Origin of the sequence: Actinomyces oris (assembly GCF_001929375.1) — a bacterium.
In the GTDB taxonomy this organism is placed as follows: domain Bacteria; phylum Actinomycetota; class Actinomycetes; order Actinomycetales; family Actinomycetaceae; genus Actinomyces; species Actinomyces oris_B.
The window spans coordinates 17,355-37,306 of the sequence record NZ_MSGO01000005.1; the positions used below are offsets into that span (position 1 = coordinate 17,355).

The window sequence follows — 19,952 nt, forward strand, 5'->3', positions numbered from 1 at the left end:
GTCTCGGAACGGTTACCAGAACTGAGATGAGGTGAAGACGGGGGACGCGGTGGACGTGGCGGCGAGTGGGACTCGGAGCCGGGGTCAGAGGGGGATGTTGTCATGCTTCTTGGGTGACTCGGGGCGGGCGTCGTTCTTGGCACGCAGCGCGGCCAGTGAGTCGACGATGACGTTGCGGGTGTCCTCGGGGGCGATGACGGCGTCGATCTCACCGATGGCCACGGCCTTGTCGGGGTTGATGACGGCGTCGGTGTACTCGGCCACGAGCCGCTCGTGCTCGGCGGCGGCGGCCTCCTCCCCCTGCTCGTCACGGACCTTGGCCAGGTCGCGGCGGTGGATGATGCTGACGGCGCCGACGGCGCCCAGGACGGCGATCTCCGCTCCCGGCCAGCAGAAGTTGAGGTCGGCGCCGATGGCCTTGGAGCCCATGACGATGTAGGCGCCGCCGTAGGCCTTGCGCAGGACGATCGTCACCAGGGGCACGGTGGCGGTGGCGTAGGCGTTGATGACCTTGGCGCCACGGCGGATGATGCCGGCGTGCTCCTGCTCGGCTCCGGGACGGTAGCCGGGGACGTCGACGAAGGTGACCACCGGCAGCCCGAAGGCGTCGCAGAAGCGCACGAAGCGGGCGAGCTTCTCGGAGGCGTCGACGTCCAGGGTGCCGGCGTCCACCAGCGGCTGGTTGGCGACGATCCCCACCGGGTGGCCCTCGAAGCAGGCGAAGCCGACCACGACATTGGGGGCGAACTCCTCCTGGACCTGGACGAGCTCGCCGTGGTCGACGACGGCTGAGACCACCTCGACGACGTCGTAGGCCTGCCGGGTGGAGGCCGGGACGATCTCGCCGACGCTGCGGGCGGCCTCGGCGTCGGCCTGGGCGTCGGCGTCGTCGTAGGCGTACAGGGGGGCGCTGACCCCGGATGAGGAGGGCAGGTAGGCCAGGAAGGTGCGGACCTGGCCCAGCGCGTCCTCCTCGTCGTCGGCCACGTAGTGGACGACCCCGGAGACCGAGCCGTGGATCTTCGCACCACCGAGGTCCTCGGCGCTGATCTGCTCACCGGTTGTGGCGCGTACGACGTCGGGGCCGGTAACGAACATGTGGGAGGCCTGGCGGGTGGCGATGACGAAGTCTGTCAGGGCCGGGCTGTAGACGGCGCCACCGGCGCAGGGCCCCAGGATGACGCTGATCTGCGGGACCAGTCCGGAGGCGGCGCAGGTGCGGTTGAAGATGCGTCCGTACTGGCGCAGGGCGCCCACGCCCTCCTGGATCTTGGCACCGCCGGAGTCGATGAGCCCGATGACGGGGATTCGCAGGCGCAGGGCGTCGTCCAGGAGGCGGACGATCTTGTCCCCCTCGATGGTGCCCAGGGCGCCGCCGGAGACGGAGAAGTCCTGGGAGTAGACGGCCACCTGGCGCCCGTCGATCTGGCCGAAGCCGGTGACGACGCCCGAGGGACGGGCCTTGTCACCGGCGCCCGAACCGGTGTAGCGGCCGATCTCCAGGAAGGTGGAGTCGTCAAGCAGGTCGTTGATGCGCTCGCGGGCGGTGCGCTTGCCCTTGGCGTGCTGACGGGCGGCGGCGCGCTCCTCGGCCTCCCGGTCGACACGGGCGATGCGCTGACGGAAGGCGGTGGTGGCGGCCGAGTCGGCCATGGTGGTTCCCTGGGCCGGTGCCTCAGCAGGTGCTCCGGGGCCGGAGAGAGGATCGGTGGTCACGGTTCAGGCCTCCTCGGAGTCGTTCTCGGGGGTGTGCATGCGCACCAGGACATCGCCGGCAGAGACGGTGCGTCCGGCGCTGACGGGGATCTCCGAGATGGTGCCGTCACTCGGTGCGTGGACGTAGTTCTCCATCTTCATGGACTCCAGGACCACGAGCAGGTCGCCCTGGCAGACCCGCTGGCCCGGCTCCACGCAGATACGGGTGACGATGGCCTGCATGGGGGCGGAGATGACGCCGGGCTCACCGCCGGCGGTCCCGGTGTCGCCAGGGGCAGCGCCTCGAGATGAGCGGGTCGCGCCCGAACGGCCGCGCAGCGGCTGGGCCCGGTTGCTGCGGGGACTGAAGCCTCGCGCCGGGTTGGAGGGGGTGAGGATCCCGTCAGGCAGGGTCAGCTGCATGCGGCGGCCGTTGAGCTCGATGACGTAGCTGGAGCGGGTACGCGGGTTGGCGACCGTCTCCGCTGAGCCGTCGGCCTCCGACGTCGCCGCGGCGTCGCCGAGATCGGGCAGCACCTCGTTCTCGATCCACCGCGTGGTCACGGCCAGTCGCCCGGCGCTGTCGGGTGCGGTGAAGTCAGGGCGCGTGAGGACCTCGGTGTGCAGGGCGGTACAGACGGTGACGCCCTCGACCACCGTCTCCCGCAGGGCGCGCCGGGCTCGGGCGATGGCCTGCTCCCGGCTGGCGCCGGTGACGATGATCTTGGCGAGCATCGGGTCGAACAAGGGGGTGACGACATCGCCCTCAGTGACTCCGGACTCGATACGGATACCAGGGCCGGCCGGCCAGCGCAGGCGGGTGATAGCGCCGGTGGAGGGGGCCAGACCGCAGGCGGGGTCCTCACAGGTGATGCGCAGCTCGAGGCTGTGACCGCGGGGCTCATTGAGCTCCCCGAGGTGACCGCCCTCGGCGATGCGCAGCTGGACCTCGACCAGGTCGGTGCCGGTGACCTCTTCGGTGACGCAGTGCTCCACCTGAAGACGGGGGTTGACCTCCAGGAACCAGACATCGCCCTCGGGGGTCAGGAGGAACTCGCAGGTGGCCACCCCGACGTAATCGACCGTCTCCAGGAGGCGATGGGAGGCCTCGACGAGACGGTCGTGAACACCCTCGGGCAGGAAGGGGGCAGGAGCCTCCTCGAGGAGCTTCTGGTTGCGTCGCTGCAGGGAGCAGTCGCGGGTGGAGACGACGGCGAAGCCGCCGTGGCAGTCGCGGGCGCACTGGGTCTCGACATGGCGCGCGGCCGTGACGAACCGCTCCAGGATGAGGGTGCCGCCGCCCTGCGCCGCGGACTCGAAGGCCGGGGTGGTCCTGACCTCGTCGTCGTTGTGCAGGACGGTGATGCCGCGGCCGCCACCACCGTCAGTGCGCTTCAGGGCGACCGGGTAGCCGTGGGCGGCGGCGAAGGCGATGACGGTCTCGGCGTCGGTGACCGAGTCGGTGATGCCCGGCACCGGGGCGACCTGGGCCCGCTCGGCGGTGGCCCGGGCGCTCATCTTGTCCCCGAGGGCGTCCATGGCCTCAGGCGAGGGCCCGACCCAGGTGATACCGGCCTCGATGATGGAGCGGGCGAAGTCGGCGTCCTCGGACAGGAATCCGTAACCGGGGTGGATGGCGTCGGCACCGGTGGCGCGGGCCATCTCGAGGAGCGCTGCCGCGTCGGTGTAGGACGCTCCCTCGGGCAGCGCGTAGGCCTCGTCGGCGAGCTCTGCCGCGGGGCTCATGAGGTCCTCGGGCGTGTACGGAAGGATCGACGTCGCCCCCAGATCGCGGGCGGTTCGCACGATACGCAGTGCGATCTCGCCACGGTTGGCGATGAGGATACGGGAGAGGGTCACCAAGAGTCTCCTTACCTGGACGGTGCCGGGCTGGCGGCGGGCCCTCCTCGGGCCCGCGGGGTGGATCCGTGCCTTCCCTACAATCGTCGAGGGGCAGCTCCACCGGACACCGACGTTACGTGGTCAGGGCACCACATTCCATTTGTGGAAACCTCACAAAGACCAAGAGTTGCGTTGGTGTAACAATCGAGACCCCAGTAATGGGGCGGCATAACGGGGGCCTCACAAAGGTGCTCCCTGCCCCTCGAATACCTTTGAGGTTTCCCACAAGTCTCATGGGGTGAAGCGGCCCTGCGTACCGGCCGTCACATCTGCATCATGCGCCTCTCCTCTAGCGGGGCGTCGATTCCAGCCACGGTCAGCACCCCTCGGCGTCGTCAGCGGCCTCTGCACGTGTCATGGCGGTGCGAGGAGGCCGCCTCACGCAGCTCGCAGATGGCAGCCAGGGCGTCGTCGGCCCGGTAGACCGCTGAGCCGGCCACGAAGACATCCGCCCCGGCCTCGGCCGCGCGCTCAATGGTCTGGGTGGTGATGCCGCCATCGACCTGCACGCGCAGGTCGAGCCCTCTGGCACCGACCAGCTCGCGAGCCCGGCGGATCTTGGGCAGCATCGACTCGATGAAGGACTGGCCCCCGAAGCCCGGCTCCACGGTCATGAGCAGGAGGAGGTCGAACTCCCCCAGCACATCGGCGACGGCCTCCAGGGGGGTGGCGGGTCTCAGGGCGATGCCTGCGCCGGCGCCGAGTCGGTGGAGCTCGCGCGCCAGGCGCACCGGTGCCGTCGTGGCCTCGGCGTGGGGGGTGACGATCTGGCAGCCGGCCTCGGCATAGGCCGGCGCCCAGCGGTCGGCGTCGTGGATCATGAGGTGGGCGTCCACGGGCAGCGAGGAGTGGGCGAGCACCGTCTCGACCACCGGCAGTCCCCAGGACAGGTTGGGCACGAAGTGGTTGTCCATGACATCGACATGGAGCCCGTCGGCGCCCGGGGCGTCATCGTCTCCCGTGACCCGGTCGAGCTCGTCGGCCAGGTGGGCGATGTCGCAGTTGAGGATCGAGGGATGGATGGCCGTCATCGGGATGCTCCTCATGATGCGCTGGTGTGGTTGGTCAGTCAGCTGGTGCGGCGCAGCAAGGCGCAGAACATGGCGTCGGTACCGTCGAGATGGGGCCAGAGCTGAAGCGTCTCCCGGTCGGATCCGGCCGGCGGCTGAGGGGCCAGACGGGTGGCGACGTCCCCGGCGTGCAGGGGCTCGGTGCGCAGGCCCTCACGCTCCAGACGTCGCGTCACGTCCCGCACCACGAGGCTCGTCTCCAGGGCGTGCGGGGAGCAGGTCACGTAGGTGACCACTCCCCCGCGCCGCACGGCGTGCAGGGCGCTGGCCAGCAGCTCGCGCTGAAGCTCGGCCAGGACGGTGACGTCCCCCGGCTCTCGGCGCCAGCGGGCCTCGGGGCGACGGCGCAGCGAACCGAGCCCCGTGCAGGGGGCGTCGACCAGGACCCGGTCGTAGGCGCCGGGCTCATCGCGGCCCAGGTCGCGTCCGTCGCCGCATCGCACCCTGGCCACGTCCGGCGCGATGGCGCGCAGGGCGGAGCGCACCAGGTCGGCCCGATGGGGGCTGACCTCATTGGCCAGCAGCTGAGCACCCGTCTGCGCGGCCCTCGCGGCGAGCAGGGCAGCCTTGCCTCCGGGGCCGGCGCACAGGTCGAGCCAGTGCTCGTCGCGGCCCTCGACAGGGGCATGTGCCGCCATGAGCGCGACCAGCTGGCTGCCCTCGTCCTCCACCCCGGCCCTCGCGTCGCGGATCGCCTCGATCCGGCCCGGGTCTCCCCCGACCATGACGACGGCGAGGGGACTGATCCTGCCGGGACGCGGCTCGACATCGTGGGCCCGGTCGGCCTTGCGGGCGGCCTTGGCCAGCGCTTCCGGGGCGATGAGGCCGGGCCTGGCGCACAGGGCCACCTCGGGGTCGGCGTTGTCCGCGGCCAGGAGCGCCTCGAGCTCCTCGCCGCTGCGGCCGTGGGTGACCAGGGCCTGGTGCAGCGCCTTGACGATCCACTCCGGGTGCGACTGGGTGCGGGCCAGGGCGGTCGTCTCATCGGGTGCGTTCTGGCGCAGCTCAGCCATCCAGGAGTCCAGGTCCCGCCCGCTGAGCCGACGCATGACCGCGTTGACGAAGGTGGCGGCGCCGCGCCCGCAGGAGGTGGTGGCCAAATCCACGGTGGTGCTCACGGCGGCGTGCTGGGCCACCCTCATGCCCATGAGCTGGTGGGATCCCAGGCGCAGGACGTCGAGCACGGCAGGGTCGATGCGCTCCAGGGGACGGTCCGTGCAGGTGGCGATCATGGCGTCGTAGCGCCCCCGAAGCCGCAGGGTCCCGTAGGTCAGAGCGGTGGCGAAGCCTGCGTCACGCCGATCCAGGTCGGCGGTCTCCAGCAGCTCGGGCAGGAGGAGGTTGGCGAAGGCGTCGTCGCGACGAACACGGGTGAGTACCTCCAGAGCCACCTGGCGCGCCGGGTCTGTTCGGCGTTGCGCCGAGCGCTGTGGCGCTCCTGTCGGCCGGCCGTCCCGCCCGGAGGAGCGCCGGCCCCGGCCTCGTCCGCCCTCATGACGACCACCACGCTGCTCCCGGCGTCTCCCGGGCACGCCGCCTCCGCCTCGTCGGCTCTCGCCGTGGCCGCCCGACGTGCTCCGGCGTGCCGATCGCTCTCCCATCAGCCCATCCCCTCAGCGTCATCGTTCGTGGCGGACGAGGTCCCCAGGATGACGCCCACCTCCGGGCGCGCTCCCCGGGCCCAGGCGTCGGCGGGCATCCAGCTGCGCCCGGCGGGCGCGACCTGCCCCAGACGGACGGCGCAGCCACCGGCTCCCACGAGAACCTCGTGCTTGGTGGCGCGCAGCTGACCGGGCAGGAGATCGGTGACCTCCGGGACCGGGGTCACCGGCCCCAGACGGAACCTGGCCCCCTGGTAGCTGGTGTGGGCGCCCGGCGCCGGGCTGACGCCCCGGATCCGGCGGTCGATGCTCAGTGCCGGCTCCTCCCAGCGAATCTGGCCGTCGGCGGAGGAGAGCATGGGTGCCAGGGTGGCCAGCGCGTCGTCCTGCGGCTCGGGGCGCACGCTGCCGTCCTCAACGGAGCGCAGCACGTCGAGGACCAGGGGCGCCCCGGCACGCGCCAGCCGCTCGAGCAGGTCCCCGCTGGTATCCCGGCCCCTGATGGCCTCGGTGATTCGGCCATAGACGGGGCCGGTGTCGAGCCCCTCCTCGAGCCGGAACACGCAGGCCCCGGTGACCTCCTCACCGGCGATGACCGCCCGCTGGACCGGCGCGGCTCCGCGCCACGCGGGGAGCAGCGAGAAGTGCAGGTTCAACCAGCCGTGCTCAGGCACGTCCAGCAGGTCGGCCGGCACCAGGCGTCCGTAGGCGACCACGACGGCGACATCGGCCCTCAGGGCATGCACCCAGTCGCGCACGTCGTCGGCCTGCTCGCCCTTGAGGGTGGCCGGGGTGCGCACGTCGAGCCCCGCGTCGCGAGCCATGGCCGCCACCGGCGAGGGATGCAGCATCCGGCCGCGTCCTTTGCGAGCGTCCGCACGGGTCAGGACCCCGACGACGTCGTGCTCGCTGGCGATGAGGGCCTCCAGGGTGGGCAGGGCGACCTCGGGGGTTCCGGCGAAAAGCACACGCATGCGCCCGAGTCTAAGGCTCCAGGTCGCCCGGTGCGGGGTTCAGTGCCGGCCCGGCGTGGGGAGCAGGCCCAAGGCGATGAGCTCGGCCCGCAGCCGCCCTGAGCCGGTGAAGCGATGGGTGCGAAGCCCCAGCCGACCGGCCGCCTCGATGTTGACCGGCGAGTCGTCGATGAACAGGGTGCTGGAGGCCTGGAGGCGGTAGCGACTCAGCAGAAGGTTGAAGACGGCTGGATCGGGCTTGGCCAGGTGCTCGCGCCCGGAGACCACGGTTCCGACGAAGCGCTCGAGCTGGGGAACCAGGAGCCTGGCCGCATCGAAGGGCTCGGCGTCGAAGTTGGTCAGCCCGTACAGCGCCACGCCTTCCTCCAGGAGCTCGTCGAGCAGGGCCGCCATCCCGGGAACGGGACCGGTCAGTGAGGCGGCGAAGCGCTCGCGGTACAAGGAGAGGATCTCCGCCCAGTCAGGGCGATCGGGGTGGGCCCGGATGCAGTCGGCGAGCACCTGCTCGAAGGGCTCCCCCCGGTCCAGCCGCTCGTTCCAGGACAGGAACCCGCCGTCGACCACGAATTCCTCCCAGGCGTCGGCCGAGACGTATCCGGCGACGGCCGCGATGGGCTCCCAGGTGTACAGGACGTTGCCGTAGTCGAGGACGACGGCGCTCACAGGGGCTAAGGGTGTGACGGTCTCGAGGCTCGGGATCAGTGCATTCACGTCCGGCATCGTCCCATGCCTGCGCTGTCGGGGGCTCAGGTGGCTCCGACCGGGCCGGAACTCCCCTGAGGCTTGTCAGTCATCTACCGACGCCGAGCCGCCTCAGCCGAAGGCCAGGGGCGTTCAAGAGCAGCTCCAGAAGTGGCGAAGTGCCTGGTGGGAGCCACATCACGCCTCGACGACGAACGCTCGATCAACTTGCTCTGAACTTCTTCCTACCAGGGGTTTTCAATCACCAAGGACCCTGGTACGCTCGTACCAATCCGGTACAGGCGTACCACTTCGATAGTCAGAGCGCGTGATGCGCATCATGATCTACGTCGGCGACACACTGCTGTGTCAGAGAGGGAGTCATGGAATTCTCCGTAGATTCCGAAATCGGGGAGCTTCGCCAGGTCATCCTGCACAGGCCCGGCAACGAGATGCTCCGACTCACTCCACAGAACAAGGACCACCTCCTGTTCGACGACGTCCTGTGGCTTGAACGGGCCCAGGAGGAGCACGACCAGTTCGCACGAGTTCTGACCGACCGCGATATCGAGGTGCTCTACCTCAGCGACCTGCTGGCCCAGACCCTGGAGGTTCCCGAGGCCAGGGAATACGTCCTGGACCGAGTCGTCAACGAGAACACCAACGGCCCCTGCGCCACAGAGCCGCTGCGCGCCCTGGCCGACGGGATGTCCGGGGCCGAGCTGGCCGAGGTGCTCATCGCCGGGATCACCAAGGCCGAGCTGCTCGAGCGCACCTCCTGCCCGGACTCGCTCGTGCTGGCCTCCATGGGCGACGACGACCTGCTTCTGCCTCCCTTGCCCAACCACCTCTTCACTCGCGACACGTCCTGCTGGATCTACAACGGGGTGTCCATCAACTCGATGATGATGCCGGCCCGGCAGCGCGAGACCATCAACTACGAGGCGATCTACCGCTGGCACCCCCGATTCGCGGGCTCCGAGTTCCCCGTATGGTCCGAGGGCACGCAGGCCGGCCCCGCCACCGTCGAGGGCGGCGACGTCCAGATCATCGGCAACGGCGCCGTTCTGGTCGGAGTCTCCGAGCGCACCACCGCGCAGGGCATCGAGAGACTCGCCAGCCGGCTCTTCGCCGGAGGCAAGGTGAACCAGATCGTCGCCGTCGAGATGAACCGGACGCGCGCGCAGATGCACCTGGACACGGTGATGACCATGGTCGACGTCGGCACGTTCACCGTCTACGGAGGTCTGGGGATGCTGCCGACGCTCACGCTGCACGCGGACGGCGACAAGCAGATCAGCGTCACGCGCAACGCCCCCGAGGACATGTACCGCGTCATCGCCCAGGCCCTGGGTGTTGACGAGCTCAACGTCCTCATCACGCCCCAGGACTCAATGGCCGCCGCCCGCGAGCAGTGGGACGACGGCTCCAACTCCCTGGCCATCGCCCCCGGCGTCATCGTCACCTACGAACGCAACGTCAACACCAACGACTATCTTACTTCTCAGGGCATCGAGGTCCTGACCATTCCCGGCTCGGAGGTCGGCCGCGGTCGCGGCGGCCCGCACTGCATGAGCTGCCCGACCCTGCGGGACCCGCTTGCCTGAGCCGGCCCTGGCCGGCACCCATGAAGAACTGTCAGCACAACACACACAGGACAAAGGAATCCTCATGACCCACCCCCTGCACAACCGCCACTTCCTCAAAGAGCTCGACTTCACGGCCGAGGAGTGGAACATCCTTCTTGAGCTGGCCGCCCAGCTCAAGAAGGACAAGAAGGCCGGCCGCGAGGTGAAGCGACTGACCGGCAAGAACATCGCCCTCATCTTCGAGAAGACCTCGACGCGCACCCGCTGTTCCTTCGAGGTGGCTGCCTACGACCAGGGCGCCCAGGTCACCTATCTCGACCCCTCCGGCTCCCAGATGGGGCACAAGGAGTCCGTGGCGGACACCGCCCGGGTCCTGGGCCGCTTCTATGACGGCATCGAGTTCCGCGGCAAGAAGCAGGAGCACGTCGAGGCCCTGGCCGAGCTCTCCGGCGTGCCGGTGTGGAACGGGCTGACTGACGAGTGGCACCCCACTCAGATGCTCGCCGACCAGCTGACCATGCTGGAGCACGCCGACAAGCCGATCGAGAAGATCTCCTTCGCCTACCTCGGGGACGCCCGCAACAACGTCGCCAACTCGCTGCTCATCTCGGCGGCCCTCATGGGGATGGATGTGCGGATGGTGGCTCCCAAGGAGCTGCAGACCCCTCCCGAGGTGGTGGCTCAGGCCGAGAAGCTGGCCAAGGACAGCGGCGCCCGCATCCTCATCACCGACGACGCCGCCCAGGGCGTCAAGGGTGTCGACTTCCTCTACACCGACGTGTGGGTCTCCATGGGTGAGCCCAAGGAGGTCTGGGACCAGCGCATCGCCCTGCTCAAGCCCTACCAGGTCAACGCCAAGCTGGTGGAGGCCACCGGCAACCCGGACGTGAAGTTCCTCCACTGCCTGCCGGCCTTCCACGACCGCAACACCACGGTGGGTGAGGACATCTTCGCCAAGACCGGCATGGACGGACTGGAGGTGACCGACGACGTCTTCGAGACCGAGCGCAACGTCGCCTTCGACCAGGCCGAGAACCGCATGCACACCATCAAGGCCGTCATGGTCGCGACCCTCGGAGAGTGGGACTGAATCGTGAGAATCGTTGTTGCCCTCGGAGGAAATGCCCTGCTGCGTCGGGGGGAGAAGCCCGACGCCAGCACCCAGATCCGCAATGTCGAGATCGCGGCCCGCGAGCTGGCCAAGCTGGCGGAGAAGCACGAGCTGGTCCTGACTCACGGAAACGGCCCCCAGGTGGGTGTCCTGGCCCTGCAGTCGGCCAATGACGAGCGCCTCTCCGAGCCCTACCCCTTCGACACCCTCGGCGCCCAAACCCAGGGCATGATCGGCTACTGGCTGCTGCAAGCCATGCAGAACGCCCTGCCGGGACGCCACGTGGCCGCCATGGTCAACCAGACCCTGGTGATGGCCGGCGACCCCGCCTTCTCCAACCCCACCAAGTTCGTCGGTGAGGTGTACACCAAGGAGGAGGCCGAGAAGCTGGCCGAGGAGCGGGGCTGGGTGGTCAAGCCCGACGGCGAGCACTACCGCCGCGTCGTCGGCTCCCCCATGCCGCAGCGCGTCATCGAGACCCGCCTGGTGCGTTCGCTGCTGGACGCCGGCGCGATCGTCGTCTGCTCCGGCGGCGGCGGTGTTCCCGTCATCCGCAGCGAGGAGGGCAAGCTCAGGGGCATTGAGGCCGTTATCGACAAGGACCTGACTGCCTCCGTCATGGCTGAGGCCCTGGAAGCCGACGCGCTTCTCATCCTCACAGACGTTGATGGCGTGTTTAAGGACTTCGGAACCGAGAATCAGAAACAGGTTCCGAGGGCGACGCCGGCAGAGCTGCGCTCCATGGGACTTCCCAGTGGCTCCATGGGACCAAAGGTTGAGGCGGTATGCCGATTTGTTGAGCTGACTGGTGATATGGCGGCAATCGGACGTCTTGAGGACGCCGTTTCCATCATTGAGGGCAAGGCAGGGACTATCGTGACCCCTGGAGGCAACTACGGAGGCCCCGACGATATCCATCCCCCAATTCCCGAGCAACTCGACACTCGCATTCGCAGGGCCTGACCGGCGCAACGGCATCGGTCTTTCAAGGAGGTGGTGAGCACCCTCAACCCACAATGACCGTGCCACGGTTCAGCAATCATTCTTTTATTCAGACGCTCCTACGGCCACTTTTGCGGTTCCTTCAGAATAGAATGACAGTGTTGAACCACAGACACATCACCTGTCTTACATTCACGCACCACACATCGAGCACAAAGGAGTGACTTACTCATGACGAAGATCGTCAACTCTTGGAACGATTTCGATCCTCTCAAGCGCGTCATCGTCGGACGTGCCGACTTCTCGGTCATCCCTCCCGAGGAGCCCGCCACCTCTGAGAAGGTGCCGATCGACTCCGAGATGCGCGGCATGTGGGGCCCCCGCCCCACCGCCACCGTTGAGGCCGCCAACGAGCAGCTCGACAACTACGTCAAGATCCTCGAGGGTCTGGGCGTCCAGGTGGACCGCCCCACGCCGCTGCAGTGGAACCAGGCCATTCAGACGCCTGACTTCCGCACGGAGTCGGGCTTCACCCAGATGCCCCCGCGCGACATCCTGCTCACCATTGGTGACGAGATCATGGCATCGGCCAACTCGTTCCGCTGCCGGTACTTCGAGTACCTCGCCTACTGGCCCCTCATGAACCAGTACTTCGAGGAGGACCCGGAGTTCAAGTGGACCCAGGCCCCTCGTCCTCGGCTGACGGACAAGTCCTACAAGCACAACTACTACGACGAGCGGATCTCCCTGGAGGAGCGCCTTGAGCGCACCGCCGCCAAGGACTTCGTGACCACCGAGTTCGAGCCGATGTGGGACGCCGCCGACGTCATGCGTGTGGGTAAGGACCTGTTCATCCAGCACGGTCTGACCACCAACCGCAAGGCGATGGAGTGGTTCAAGCGCTACTACCCGGACCTGCGGGTGCACGCGGTGAACTTCCCCGGCGACCCCTACCCGATCCACATTGACGCCACCTTCGTGCCGCTGCGGCCCGGGCTCATCATCAACAACCCGCACCGCCGTCTGCCCGAGGAGCAGCGCAAGATCTTCGAGGCCAACGACTGGCAGATCGTCGACGCGGCTCCCCCGGCCCACGAGGTGCCGCCGCCGCTGTGCTACTCCTCCGTCTGGCTGTCCATGAACTGCCTCGTCATCGACCACAAGACCGTGTGTGTCGAGGCCAGCGAGGTCCACCAGATGGAGCAGATGGACAAGCTCGGCATGAACGTCATCCCGGTTCCCTTCCGTGACGCCTACGCCTTCGGCGGTGGTCTCCACTGCGCGACGGCGGACGTCTACCGCGAGGGCGGCTGCGAGGACTACTTCCCCAACCAGGTCGCTGACCCGACTCTGGTCTGATCTCAAGGGTGCGGGGCGGTGGCTCATGGATCGGACCGCCGCCCCGCACCTTTCCCGGCTCTGCTCTTCGTAACGCGGTCAGCGGACGCTCCATAGGACTGGGAAGGCCGAACTGACCGCGTGAGGCTCGGCAAGGACGCCGATCCGTCGCGCACGCCGGGGGAGAACTCAGGAGACACAACTGCCATGTCACAGACTTCGTCCGCTGAATCCTCTGTCACAGAGTACGTGATGAACAAGAAGCTGGGCGCCATCGCCATGCTTCTCTCCGCTACCGGGATGGGGCTTGTCGGCACCATCAGTCGTGGCACGACCGCCGGCCTCGAACACGCCGACAAGTCCGTCATCGGATCGTTCCTGGCCTTTGGGCGCATGAGCGTCGGACTGCTCGGATTCATCCTCATCCTCATCTTCACCGGGAAAGCGGGATTGTTCCAGCGCACCCGTCTGAGCACGACCGTGATCCTGGGAGGAGTGAGCATCGGCCTGTCCCTGGGCTGCTACATCTCCTCAACGCTGATGACGACCATTTCCAATGCCGTCTTCCTCATCTATACAGGACCCCTGTTCTGTGCAGTGCTCGCACGTATCTTCCGAAAAGAGAAGATCAGTGTGCTCTCCGGAGTTTTCCTGTCTCTTGTGTTCCTAGGCATGCTGCTGACCATCGGCATCATCGACTTCAAGAACGGAAGCCTGACTTTCGGACTGGATCTGGCGGGCAAGACTGACGAGTTCCCTCAGAAGAGCCTGGGAGACCTTTTAGGCCTGTTGTCCGGTGTCTTCTATGGCCTGGCCCTGTTCTTCTACGGGTACCGCAAGGATGTTGACTCAGTCGTCCGCGGTGTCTGGAACTTCTTCTGGGCCGCCTGCGCGACGCTGGTCATGTCCATTGTCCTGCGTCCATGGCACGGGGTGGCCTCCTTCACCGCCACCAACTGGATGTGGGCAGTGGCCCTCTTCGTCGTCTGCGGACTCTTCGCACTGGGGTTCCTGGTTGTTGCAGGGCGCAACCTGCCCGCTGTCGAGTACTCGACGATCTCGTACTGGGAGTGCCCGGTCGCCATCGTGTGCGGCCTCCTCGTCTGGGGAGAGAAGCTCACGCCTATGGGAGCGATCGGAGGACTGCTCATTGTCGGAGGGGGCTTGGCCCCGATCATCGTGGATGCCGCCTCCCGGAAGTCACGCGCCTCCAAGGCCTGATCATCATGTGATCCTGTCTGCCTGCGTTAACTTACAGCGGGCTGACAGGATCACATGTATAATCATCAACGTCTCTCCGTGAGACGCTATTACGTCATCGTTGACATCCACCGAGCCGGAGCCATAGGCTATGAACACCTCCCACTCAGGAAGTACGAAAGACCATCACCTGGACTCAGAACGGAGTCTCGCACTGAGGCGCGCAGCGAAAGCGAGCTTCATCGGAAACTTCATTGAGTGGTTCGACTACGCTTCGTACGGATACCTGGTCGCCGTTATCGGTCACGCCTTCTTCCCAGAGGCGGATAAATCGGTCCAGTTGCTCTCAACGTACGCCGTATTCGCGATGTCCTTCATTCTACGCCCAATCGGAGCTGTTGTATGGGGGGCCTGGGGAGACCGCTGGGGACGCCGCTGGGCACTGTCCTGGTCGATTCTCATCATGTCCGGGTCGACCTTCTTCATCGGACTTCTGCCTACATACTCGGTTATCGGAATGGCAAGTGCCATTGGCCTGCTTGTCCTGCGAATGATTCAGGGGTTCTCCGCATCAGGCGAGTATGCGGGTGCCGGAACCTTCCTCGCTGAGTACGCGCCTCCGTCCCGACGCGGCATATACACGTCATTGGTTCCCGCCTCCACTGCTTGTGGCCTGCTCGCCGGTTCTCTCATGGTCACGGGGATGTTCACAGTCCTGAGTGACAACGCAATCAACACCTGGGGGTGGCGAGTCCCCTTCCTCCTGGCGGGGCCGTTGGGACTCATCGGCCGCTACATCCGGGTACACCTGGAGGACTCCCCCGCATACCAGGAGATGCGTGCGGAGATGCCGCAGGAGCAGAAGACCGCCAGCTGGTCCGAGCCGCTGCGTCTGCTGCTGCGAGACCACCTGCACGAGACGCTGATCACCTTCGGCGTGTCCTGCCTCAACGCGGTTGCCTTCTACATGCTCCTCACGTACATGCCGACGTATGTTCACGAGGAGCTCGGGTTCTCCCAGGACATCTCCACTCTGGCGACCTCCGTGATGCTGGTGGTGTACATTGGTGCGATCTTTCTCATGGGGCATCTGTCGGACTCCTTCGGGCGCCGTCGGATGCTCATCGCCGCTTGCATCGCATTCATCGTTCTCACCATTCCGTTGTTCGTTGTGATGACGAAGGCCGCGGGCATGCTTGCAGTGGTCATCCTGTGTGAGATCGTCTTCGCTATAACGCTGACGGCTAATGATGGAACACTGGCCACCTTCCTGGCGGAGTCCTTCCCGACCAATGTGCGCTACTCGGGCTTCGCTCTGTCCTTCAACGGGGCCAACGCACTTCTTGGTGGAACAACGCCGTTCATTGTCACATGGCTCATCAAGGTGACTGGTTCCCCTCTGGCACCGGCGGTCTATCTCACGGTGATCGCGCTGATCGCCATGGTGGCAATCCTCCGCTCTCGTACGATTCATGGGTCGGAGCTGACTGAGGAGCAGACTCAGCCCTGAACTCGAGTGACTCATTCAGAGCACTTTGTGACAGGCCGGGTATAGATCGCTTCTTTACGAGGCCATTATCACCGTCTTGTTACGGACATGAACGTCTCATCGTCGTAAGATGAAGGCATGGCTAGTACTGGTGCAGATGCCGCTGGAGAGGCAGCGAGTAGCGACGCCTCCGTACCCGCAGGATCTCGAGCAGAACCGCGAGTGACACCGCGAGGCGAGGACCGGCGTCAAGCCATCATCGAAGCCGCGGCCGCCATCATCCGTGAGTCAGGCCCTTCCGCAATCAGCCATCGCAGTGTCGCCAAGCGAGCCGGGTGCTCCTTGTCGGCGACAACCTACTACTTCGACGGCTTGGAGGATCTCCTCCATCAGGCGGGGCTGGTCAACATCGGACTGTGGGCCTCCCGCGCGGAGGAAGTCGCCGACCGAGTGGAGGCCTTCAAGGGCGTTCCGGACGTCCCCCAGCGGGTGCGGTTCATCCTCCAGGCTACCCTTCCCGCCCATGGCGCCTACTTCGGGCACTATCTTCAGCTCATCTCAGCCAGCCAGGCATCACCGGTCAAACACGCCTACCGCCAAGGACGGCAACGTCTCAATGCCGCCCTGCGCCGTGTGCTGCGCCGGCTCGACAGCCCGCTCGAGCCGGAAATGGTCATCGCCATCGTCGATGGTGCTGCCGTGACCGCTCTCAGTGAGGGGTGGAACGTCAAGGCCACAGCCGGGGGACTACTGACGGATCTCATCTCCCTGGCCCACGGCATGCCTCCCTTCCAGGCGCCTGGTGACACAGTGAGCACTGCGTCGCCTCATAGCACCCATGCCACGCCGCCTATCGCAGCGGCGACGAGTAGCGCCGCCGGATAGGGCCCGTCCCCGCCGGGCTGTCTCCCCCTCGCCTCTTCGAGGCATCCTCACCACAAACGGGTGGGGTCGAGCTCGACACGCACCGGCTCCTCGCGCCGGGTAGAGCGGTCACGCAGTCTTACCCCGAGCATAGTGGCAAGCGCCTTGCCGCGTGACAGCGGAGCGCGCACCAGAGCCCTGGCAGCACCGGGGGGCACCTGGCCGCGAACGGGTGGTGGGGCCACCGGGCCCAGCACCTCAAAACCATCGGCTTCGGCCTGAGCCAGGAGAGTCTCCACGCCGCCTACCGGGCCGTCCAAGCGTGCCACTCGCCATGCGGGCGGAAGGTGCAGCTCGGCTCGCTCCATGAGATCCCTTCGGGCGAAACCCACCTGGTCCCATCGCACGAGAGCCTGTGCGGCGACCGGATCCGGGCCCCCCAGAAGGACGACGCGGGCCGACGGCGCCGCCAGTGCCACAGCATTGGACCACTGGCGCAGTGCTTCACCGCCTGCACCAAGATCGGGGCGGGAGGACAGTGCACCGCCGTCGAGCAGCAGGACGGCCCGGTATCCGCCCTCGGCCACCGGCTCTGCCCCGGGTGTCGCCACAACGAGGCGTGGCGTGTTGTCAACCTCATCGACGACGCCGTGGGCCTCCCTCGCTCCTGAGACCACCACGGGGACACCGGGAAAGGCCCGCCCCAGCTCCTCCCCCGTGCGCGTGGAACCGACCGTCACCATCCTCAGTCCATGGCCGCCGCACTCGGGGCAGTCCCACTGCCCCACCGTACGAGCACACCAACGACAGGAGGTACGACCCCGATGTTCCATCGCCAACGGACCGCCGCAGACAGAGCAGTGAGCCGCCGAGCGGCACCGGGTACAGGCCACCAACGGCGCGTACCCGGCGCGCGGCACCTGAACAAGCACTGGTCCGTCCTGCAGGGCGCGCCGCAGTGCTCGATGAGCGAGCGATGGGATGCGGGCCGCTCCGGAAGCGCCCTCCCGGTCCAGCTCAGCCGGGCCAGGAGCCTCCACGCGAGGCACGACAGCGCGCACAACGTGTCGGGAAGCCGCCAGGCTCTGACACCATCCCTGCTCGACGAGTGATTGTGCCTCCACGGAGCGGCTGAATCCTCCGATGAGCAGGCCGGCTCCCTCCAACGTCGAGCGCAGGGCGAGGACCGTGCGCGTATGACTGTAGGGAGCGTGAGGCTCCTCCAACCGGTTGTCACCGTCGTCCCAGACGGCCGCCAGCCCGAGCCGGTGCACCGGAGCGAAAGCCGCCGACCTGGTGCCGACGACCACCCGGGCGCGCCCCAGCAGCAGAGCCAGGAATGCCCGATAACGGCGTGAGGGCCCATGCTCGGCCGAAAGCACCACCACCGGTTCGCCTTCCAGGTCGCGCCTGAGCCGGGCAGCGAGGGTCTCAGCCTGATGAGTCGTCGCCACAACGATGACGGCGCTGCGAGAGCTCGCCAAGGTGGCCTGGACGGCCCGGGCCAAACAGACCTGCCACGGATCAACCACCGGGACAGGCCGACCATTGTCGCCCGACGAACGTGCCTCATGCGGCCGCGGCTGTACCGGCAGGGCGGACCAGACCGCGCGTGGAGCCCCACCGTGGGCCAACCGGCTCAGGTACTCCTCACCACCGTCGTAAGGCCGCCAGCTGTGCTCGCTCGAGGACGGCGGCTCCCAAGCGGGAAGGTCGAGGGGAGCCTTGTCCCTCTCGGCCTTCTCAGTCGTGGCGTGCCTGGCCGGAACCGCAAGACGGACGACGTCGGAGCGTGTCCCGCAGCTGCGGGAGGCGACGGCCTCGATGAGGCGGCGTGAGCCCTCCGGCAGGACCGGGAGGTCGGAGACCACTCGGCGCAGCGCAGTCAGCCGACCGATATGGGTTGTCGTGGCCCCCCGCCCCCAGATCCATCCGCGCATCTCCTGCTCGCCGAATCGAACCATCACCCGGGTGCCGGGCAGGGCCTGCTGCGCCATCGCCGCGGGCACCAGGTAGTCGAAGGTGCGGTCGAGGTGCGGCACCGGAGAGTCCAGGAGAACCCTGGCCACCGGGTCGTGGACTCCGGCCACCGTCACCGTGCGCAGACCGGGCTCCGGCAGCTCCAGCAACTCGCCCTGCCTGCTCACCCCATGACCACGTGCGGACCGATCCGACTCACCGCAGGCAGAAGCAGCGTCGTCGTAGCCGGTTGCCATACAAGCCCTCGGAAGTCTCCCGACCTGAGTACACGGGACTCAGACGGCCTGGCGCAGCGCCTCGGCGCGGTCGGTGGCCTCCCAGCTGAAGCCGGGACGCCCGAAGTGGCCGTAGGAGCTGGTGGCGCGGTAGATGGGACGCAGCAGGTCGAGGTCGCGCACGATCGCGGCCGGACGGAGGTCGAAGACCTCGTTGACGGCCTCCATGATGCGCTCCTCAGGAACCGTCGCCGTCCCGAATGTCTCCACGTAGACACCCACCGGGTGAGCGGAGCCGATGGCGTAGGCCACCTGGAGCTCGCACCTTCTGGCCAGTCCCGCTGCGACGACGTTCTTGGCGACCCAGCGCATGGCGTAGCTGGCGGAGCGGTCCACCTTCGAGGGATCCTTGCCGGAGAAGGCGCCCCCGCCGTGGCGGGCCATTCCACCGTAGGTGTCCACGATGATCTTGCGTCCCGTCAGCCCCGCGTCACCTGCCGGACCGCCGATGACGAACTGTCCCGAAGGATTGATGAGGACCTCGGTGTCGGCGGTGTCGAGATCGGTGCCGGCCTCGGCCTCGGCGGCCAGCACCGGCTCGATGACCTCCGTGCGCAGAGCGTCGGTGAGCCAGGCACGCGTGCGGTCCGCGTCGTGCTGGGTGGAGATGACCAGGTTGTGCAGGCTCACCGGGCGCTGACCGTCGTAGCCGATCGTCACCTGGGTCTTGCCGTCGGGGCGCAGTCCCGGGAGGATTCCCTGCTTGCGCACAGCGGCCAGTCGCTCGGCCAGACGATGCGCCAGATGGATGGGCAGCGGCATGAGGGCCGCAGTGTCGTCACAGGCGTAGCCGAACATGAGCCCCTGGTCGCCGGCGCCCTGCATGTCGAGAGGATCGATGTCCGTGTCATCCCGGCGGGCTTCAAGGGACTTGTCCACTCCGGCCGCGATATCCGCGGACTGCTGCCCGATCGAAACCGAGACACCGCAGGAGCGGGCGTCGAAGCAGACGTCTGAGGAGGTGTAGCCGATGGTGGAGATCTCCTGGCGAACAATCTCGGGGATCTCGACGTAGGCCCTCTCCGTGGTGACTTCTCCGGCGACGTGCACCAGGCCGGTCGTCACCATCGTCTCAACCGCGACGCGTGCGGTGGGGTCCTGCTCGAGGATGGCGTCGAGGATCGCGTCAGAGACACGGTCGCAGATCTTGTCCGGGTGTCCTTCGGTGACCGACTCGGACGTGAACAGACGCAAGGAGGAACTCACCTGCCCATCGTAGTCACCGCGAGAACTGATCCGTC

15 protein-coding genes are annotated in these 19,952 nt (G+C 67.2%); 7 read left to right on the forward strand and 8 right to left on the reverse strand.

The genetic code is table 11. The features are described 5' to 3' along the window. Positions 1-84 precede the first annotated feature (84 nt). From BKH32_RS00670 to BKH32_RS00695, 6 genes are all read right to left on the reverse strand, one after another. The gene (locus BKH32_RS00670; protein WP_143222653.1) at positions 85-1,653 is read right to left on the reverse strand and encodes an acyl-CoA carboxylase subunit beta; all 1,569 of its coding nucleotides are present in this window, start codon (positions 1,651-1,653) and stop codon (positions 85-87) included. 66 nt (positions 1,654-1,719) lie between these two features. Next, on the reverse strand, positions 1,720-3,555 hold the full coding sequence (locus tag BKH32_RS00675; protein WP_075248164.1) for an acetyl/propionyl/methylcrotonyl-CoA carboxylase subunit alpha: 1,836 nt from the start codon (positions 3,553-3,555) through the stop codon (positions 1,720-1,722). Between the two features lie 377 nt (positions 3,556-3,932). Continuing rightward, the gene (rpe, locus tag BKH32_RS00680) at positions 3,933-4,628 is read right to left on the reverse strand and encodes a ribulose-phosphate 3-epimerase (RefSeq protein ID WP_075248165.1); all 696 of its coding nucleotides are present in this window, start codon (positions 4,626-4,628) and stop codon (positions 3,933-3,935) included. A gap of 38 nt (positions 4,629-4,666) precedes the next feature. Continuing rightward, a complete protein-coding gene (locus tag BKH32_RS00685; protein ID WP_075248166.1) occupies positions 4,667-6,058 on the reverse strand; it encodes an RsmB/NOP family class I SAM-dependent RNA methyltransferase in 1,392 nt (463 codons plus the stop codon). A 209-nt stretch (positions 6,059-6,267) separates the two neighbouring features. After that, complete coding sequence (gene fmt, locus BKH32_RS00690; RefSeq protein ID WP_075248167.1) at positions 6,268-7,242, reverse strand: methionyl-tRNA formyltransferase; 975 nt, start codon at positions 7,240-7,242, stop codon at positions 6,268-6,270. 39 nt (positions 7,243-7,281) lie between these two features. Beyond that, the gene (locus tag BKH32_RS00695; protein WP_075248168.1) at positions 7,282-7,962 is read right to left on the reverse strand and encodes an HAD family hydrolase; all 681 of its coding nucleotides are present in this window, start codon (positions 7,960-7,962) and stop codon (positions 7,282-7,284) included. 344 nt (positions 7,963-8,306) lie between these two features. Here BKH32_RS00695 and BKH32_RS00700 point away from each other — a divergent pair, with 344 nt between their 5' ends. From BKH32_RS00700 to BKH32_RS00730, 7 genes are all read left to right on the forward strand, one after another. Next, positions 8,307-9,530, forward strand: coding sequence for an arginine deiminase (locus BKH32_RS00700; protein ID WP_075248169.1), 1,224 nt, complete (start codon positions 8,307-8,309; stop codon positions 9,528-9,530). Between the two features lie 64 nt (positions 9,531-9,594). Continuing rightward, positions 9,595-10,602: an ornithine carbamoyltransferase gene (gene argF / locus BKH32_RS00705; protein WP_075248170.1), complete on the forward strand. Its 1,008-nt coding sequence runs from the start codon at positions 9,595-9,597 to the stop codon at positions 10,600-10,602. Positions 10,603-10,605: 3 nt separating this feature from the next. Next, positions 10,606-11,586 (forward strand): carbamate kinase, encoded by a 981-nt coding sequence (arcC, locus tag BKH32_RS00710; protein ID WP_075248171.1) that lies wholly within the window; start codon positions 10,606-10,608, stop codon positions 11,584-11,586. Between the two features lie 210 nt (positions 11,587-11,796). Beyond that, positions 11,797-12,924, forward strand: a complete 1,128-nt coding sequence (locus BKH32_RS00715; RefSeq protein WP_075248172.1) for a serine/threonine protein kinase — start codon at positions 11,797-11,799, stop codon at positions 12,922-12,924. A gap of 186 nt (positions 12,925-13,110) precedes the next feature. Next, positions 13,111-14,124, forward strand: coding sequence for a DMT family transporter (locus BKH32_RS00720; protein ID WP_075248173.1), 1,014 nt, complete (start codon positions 13,111-13,113; stop codon positions 14,122-14,124). 130 nt (positions 14,125-14,254) lie between these two features. Further along, positions 14,255-15,613 (forward strand): MFS transporter, encoded by a 1,359-nt coding sequence (locus BKH32_RS00725; RefSeq protein WP_075248174.1) that lies wholly within the window; start codon positions 14,255-14,257, stop codon positions 15,611-15,613. 321 nt (positions 15,614-15,934) lie between these two features. After that, entirely contained in the window at positions 15,935-16,477 is a 543-nt protein-coding gene (locus BKH32_RS00730) for a TetR/AcrR family transcriptional regulator (protein WP_343213277.1), read from the forward strand. Between the two features lie 47 nt (positions 16,478-16,524). On the opposite strand, the gene BKH32_RS00735 is transcribed toward BKH32_RS00730, so the two are convergent. Further along, positions 16,525-18,672, reverse strand: a complete 2,148-nt coding sequence (locus tag BKH32_RS00735) for a primosomal protein N' (protein WP_081376639.1) — start codon at positions 18,670-18,672, stop codon at positions 16,525-16,527. 39 nt (positions 18,673-18,711) lie between these two features. After that, positions 18,712-19,917, reverse strand: coding sequence for a methionine adenosyltransferase (gene metK / locus BKH32_RS00740; RefSeq protein ID WP_075248176.1), 1,206 nt, complete (start codon positions 19,915-19,917; stop codon positions 18,712-18,714). Positions 19,918-19,952: the final 35 nt, after the last annotated feature.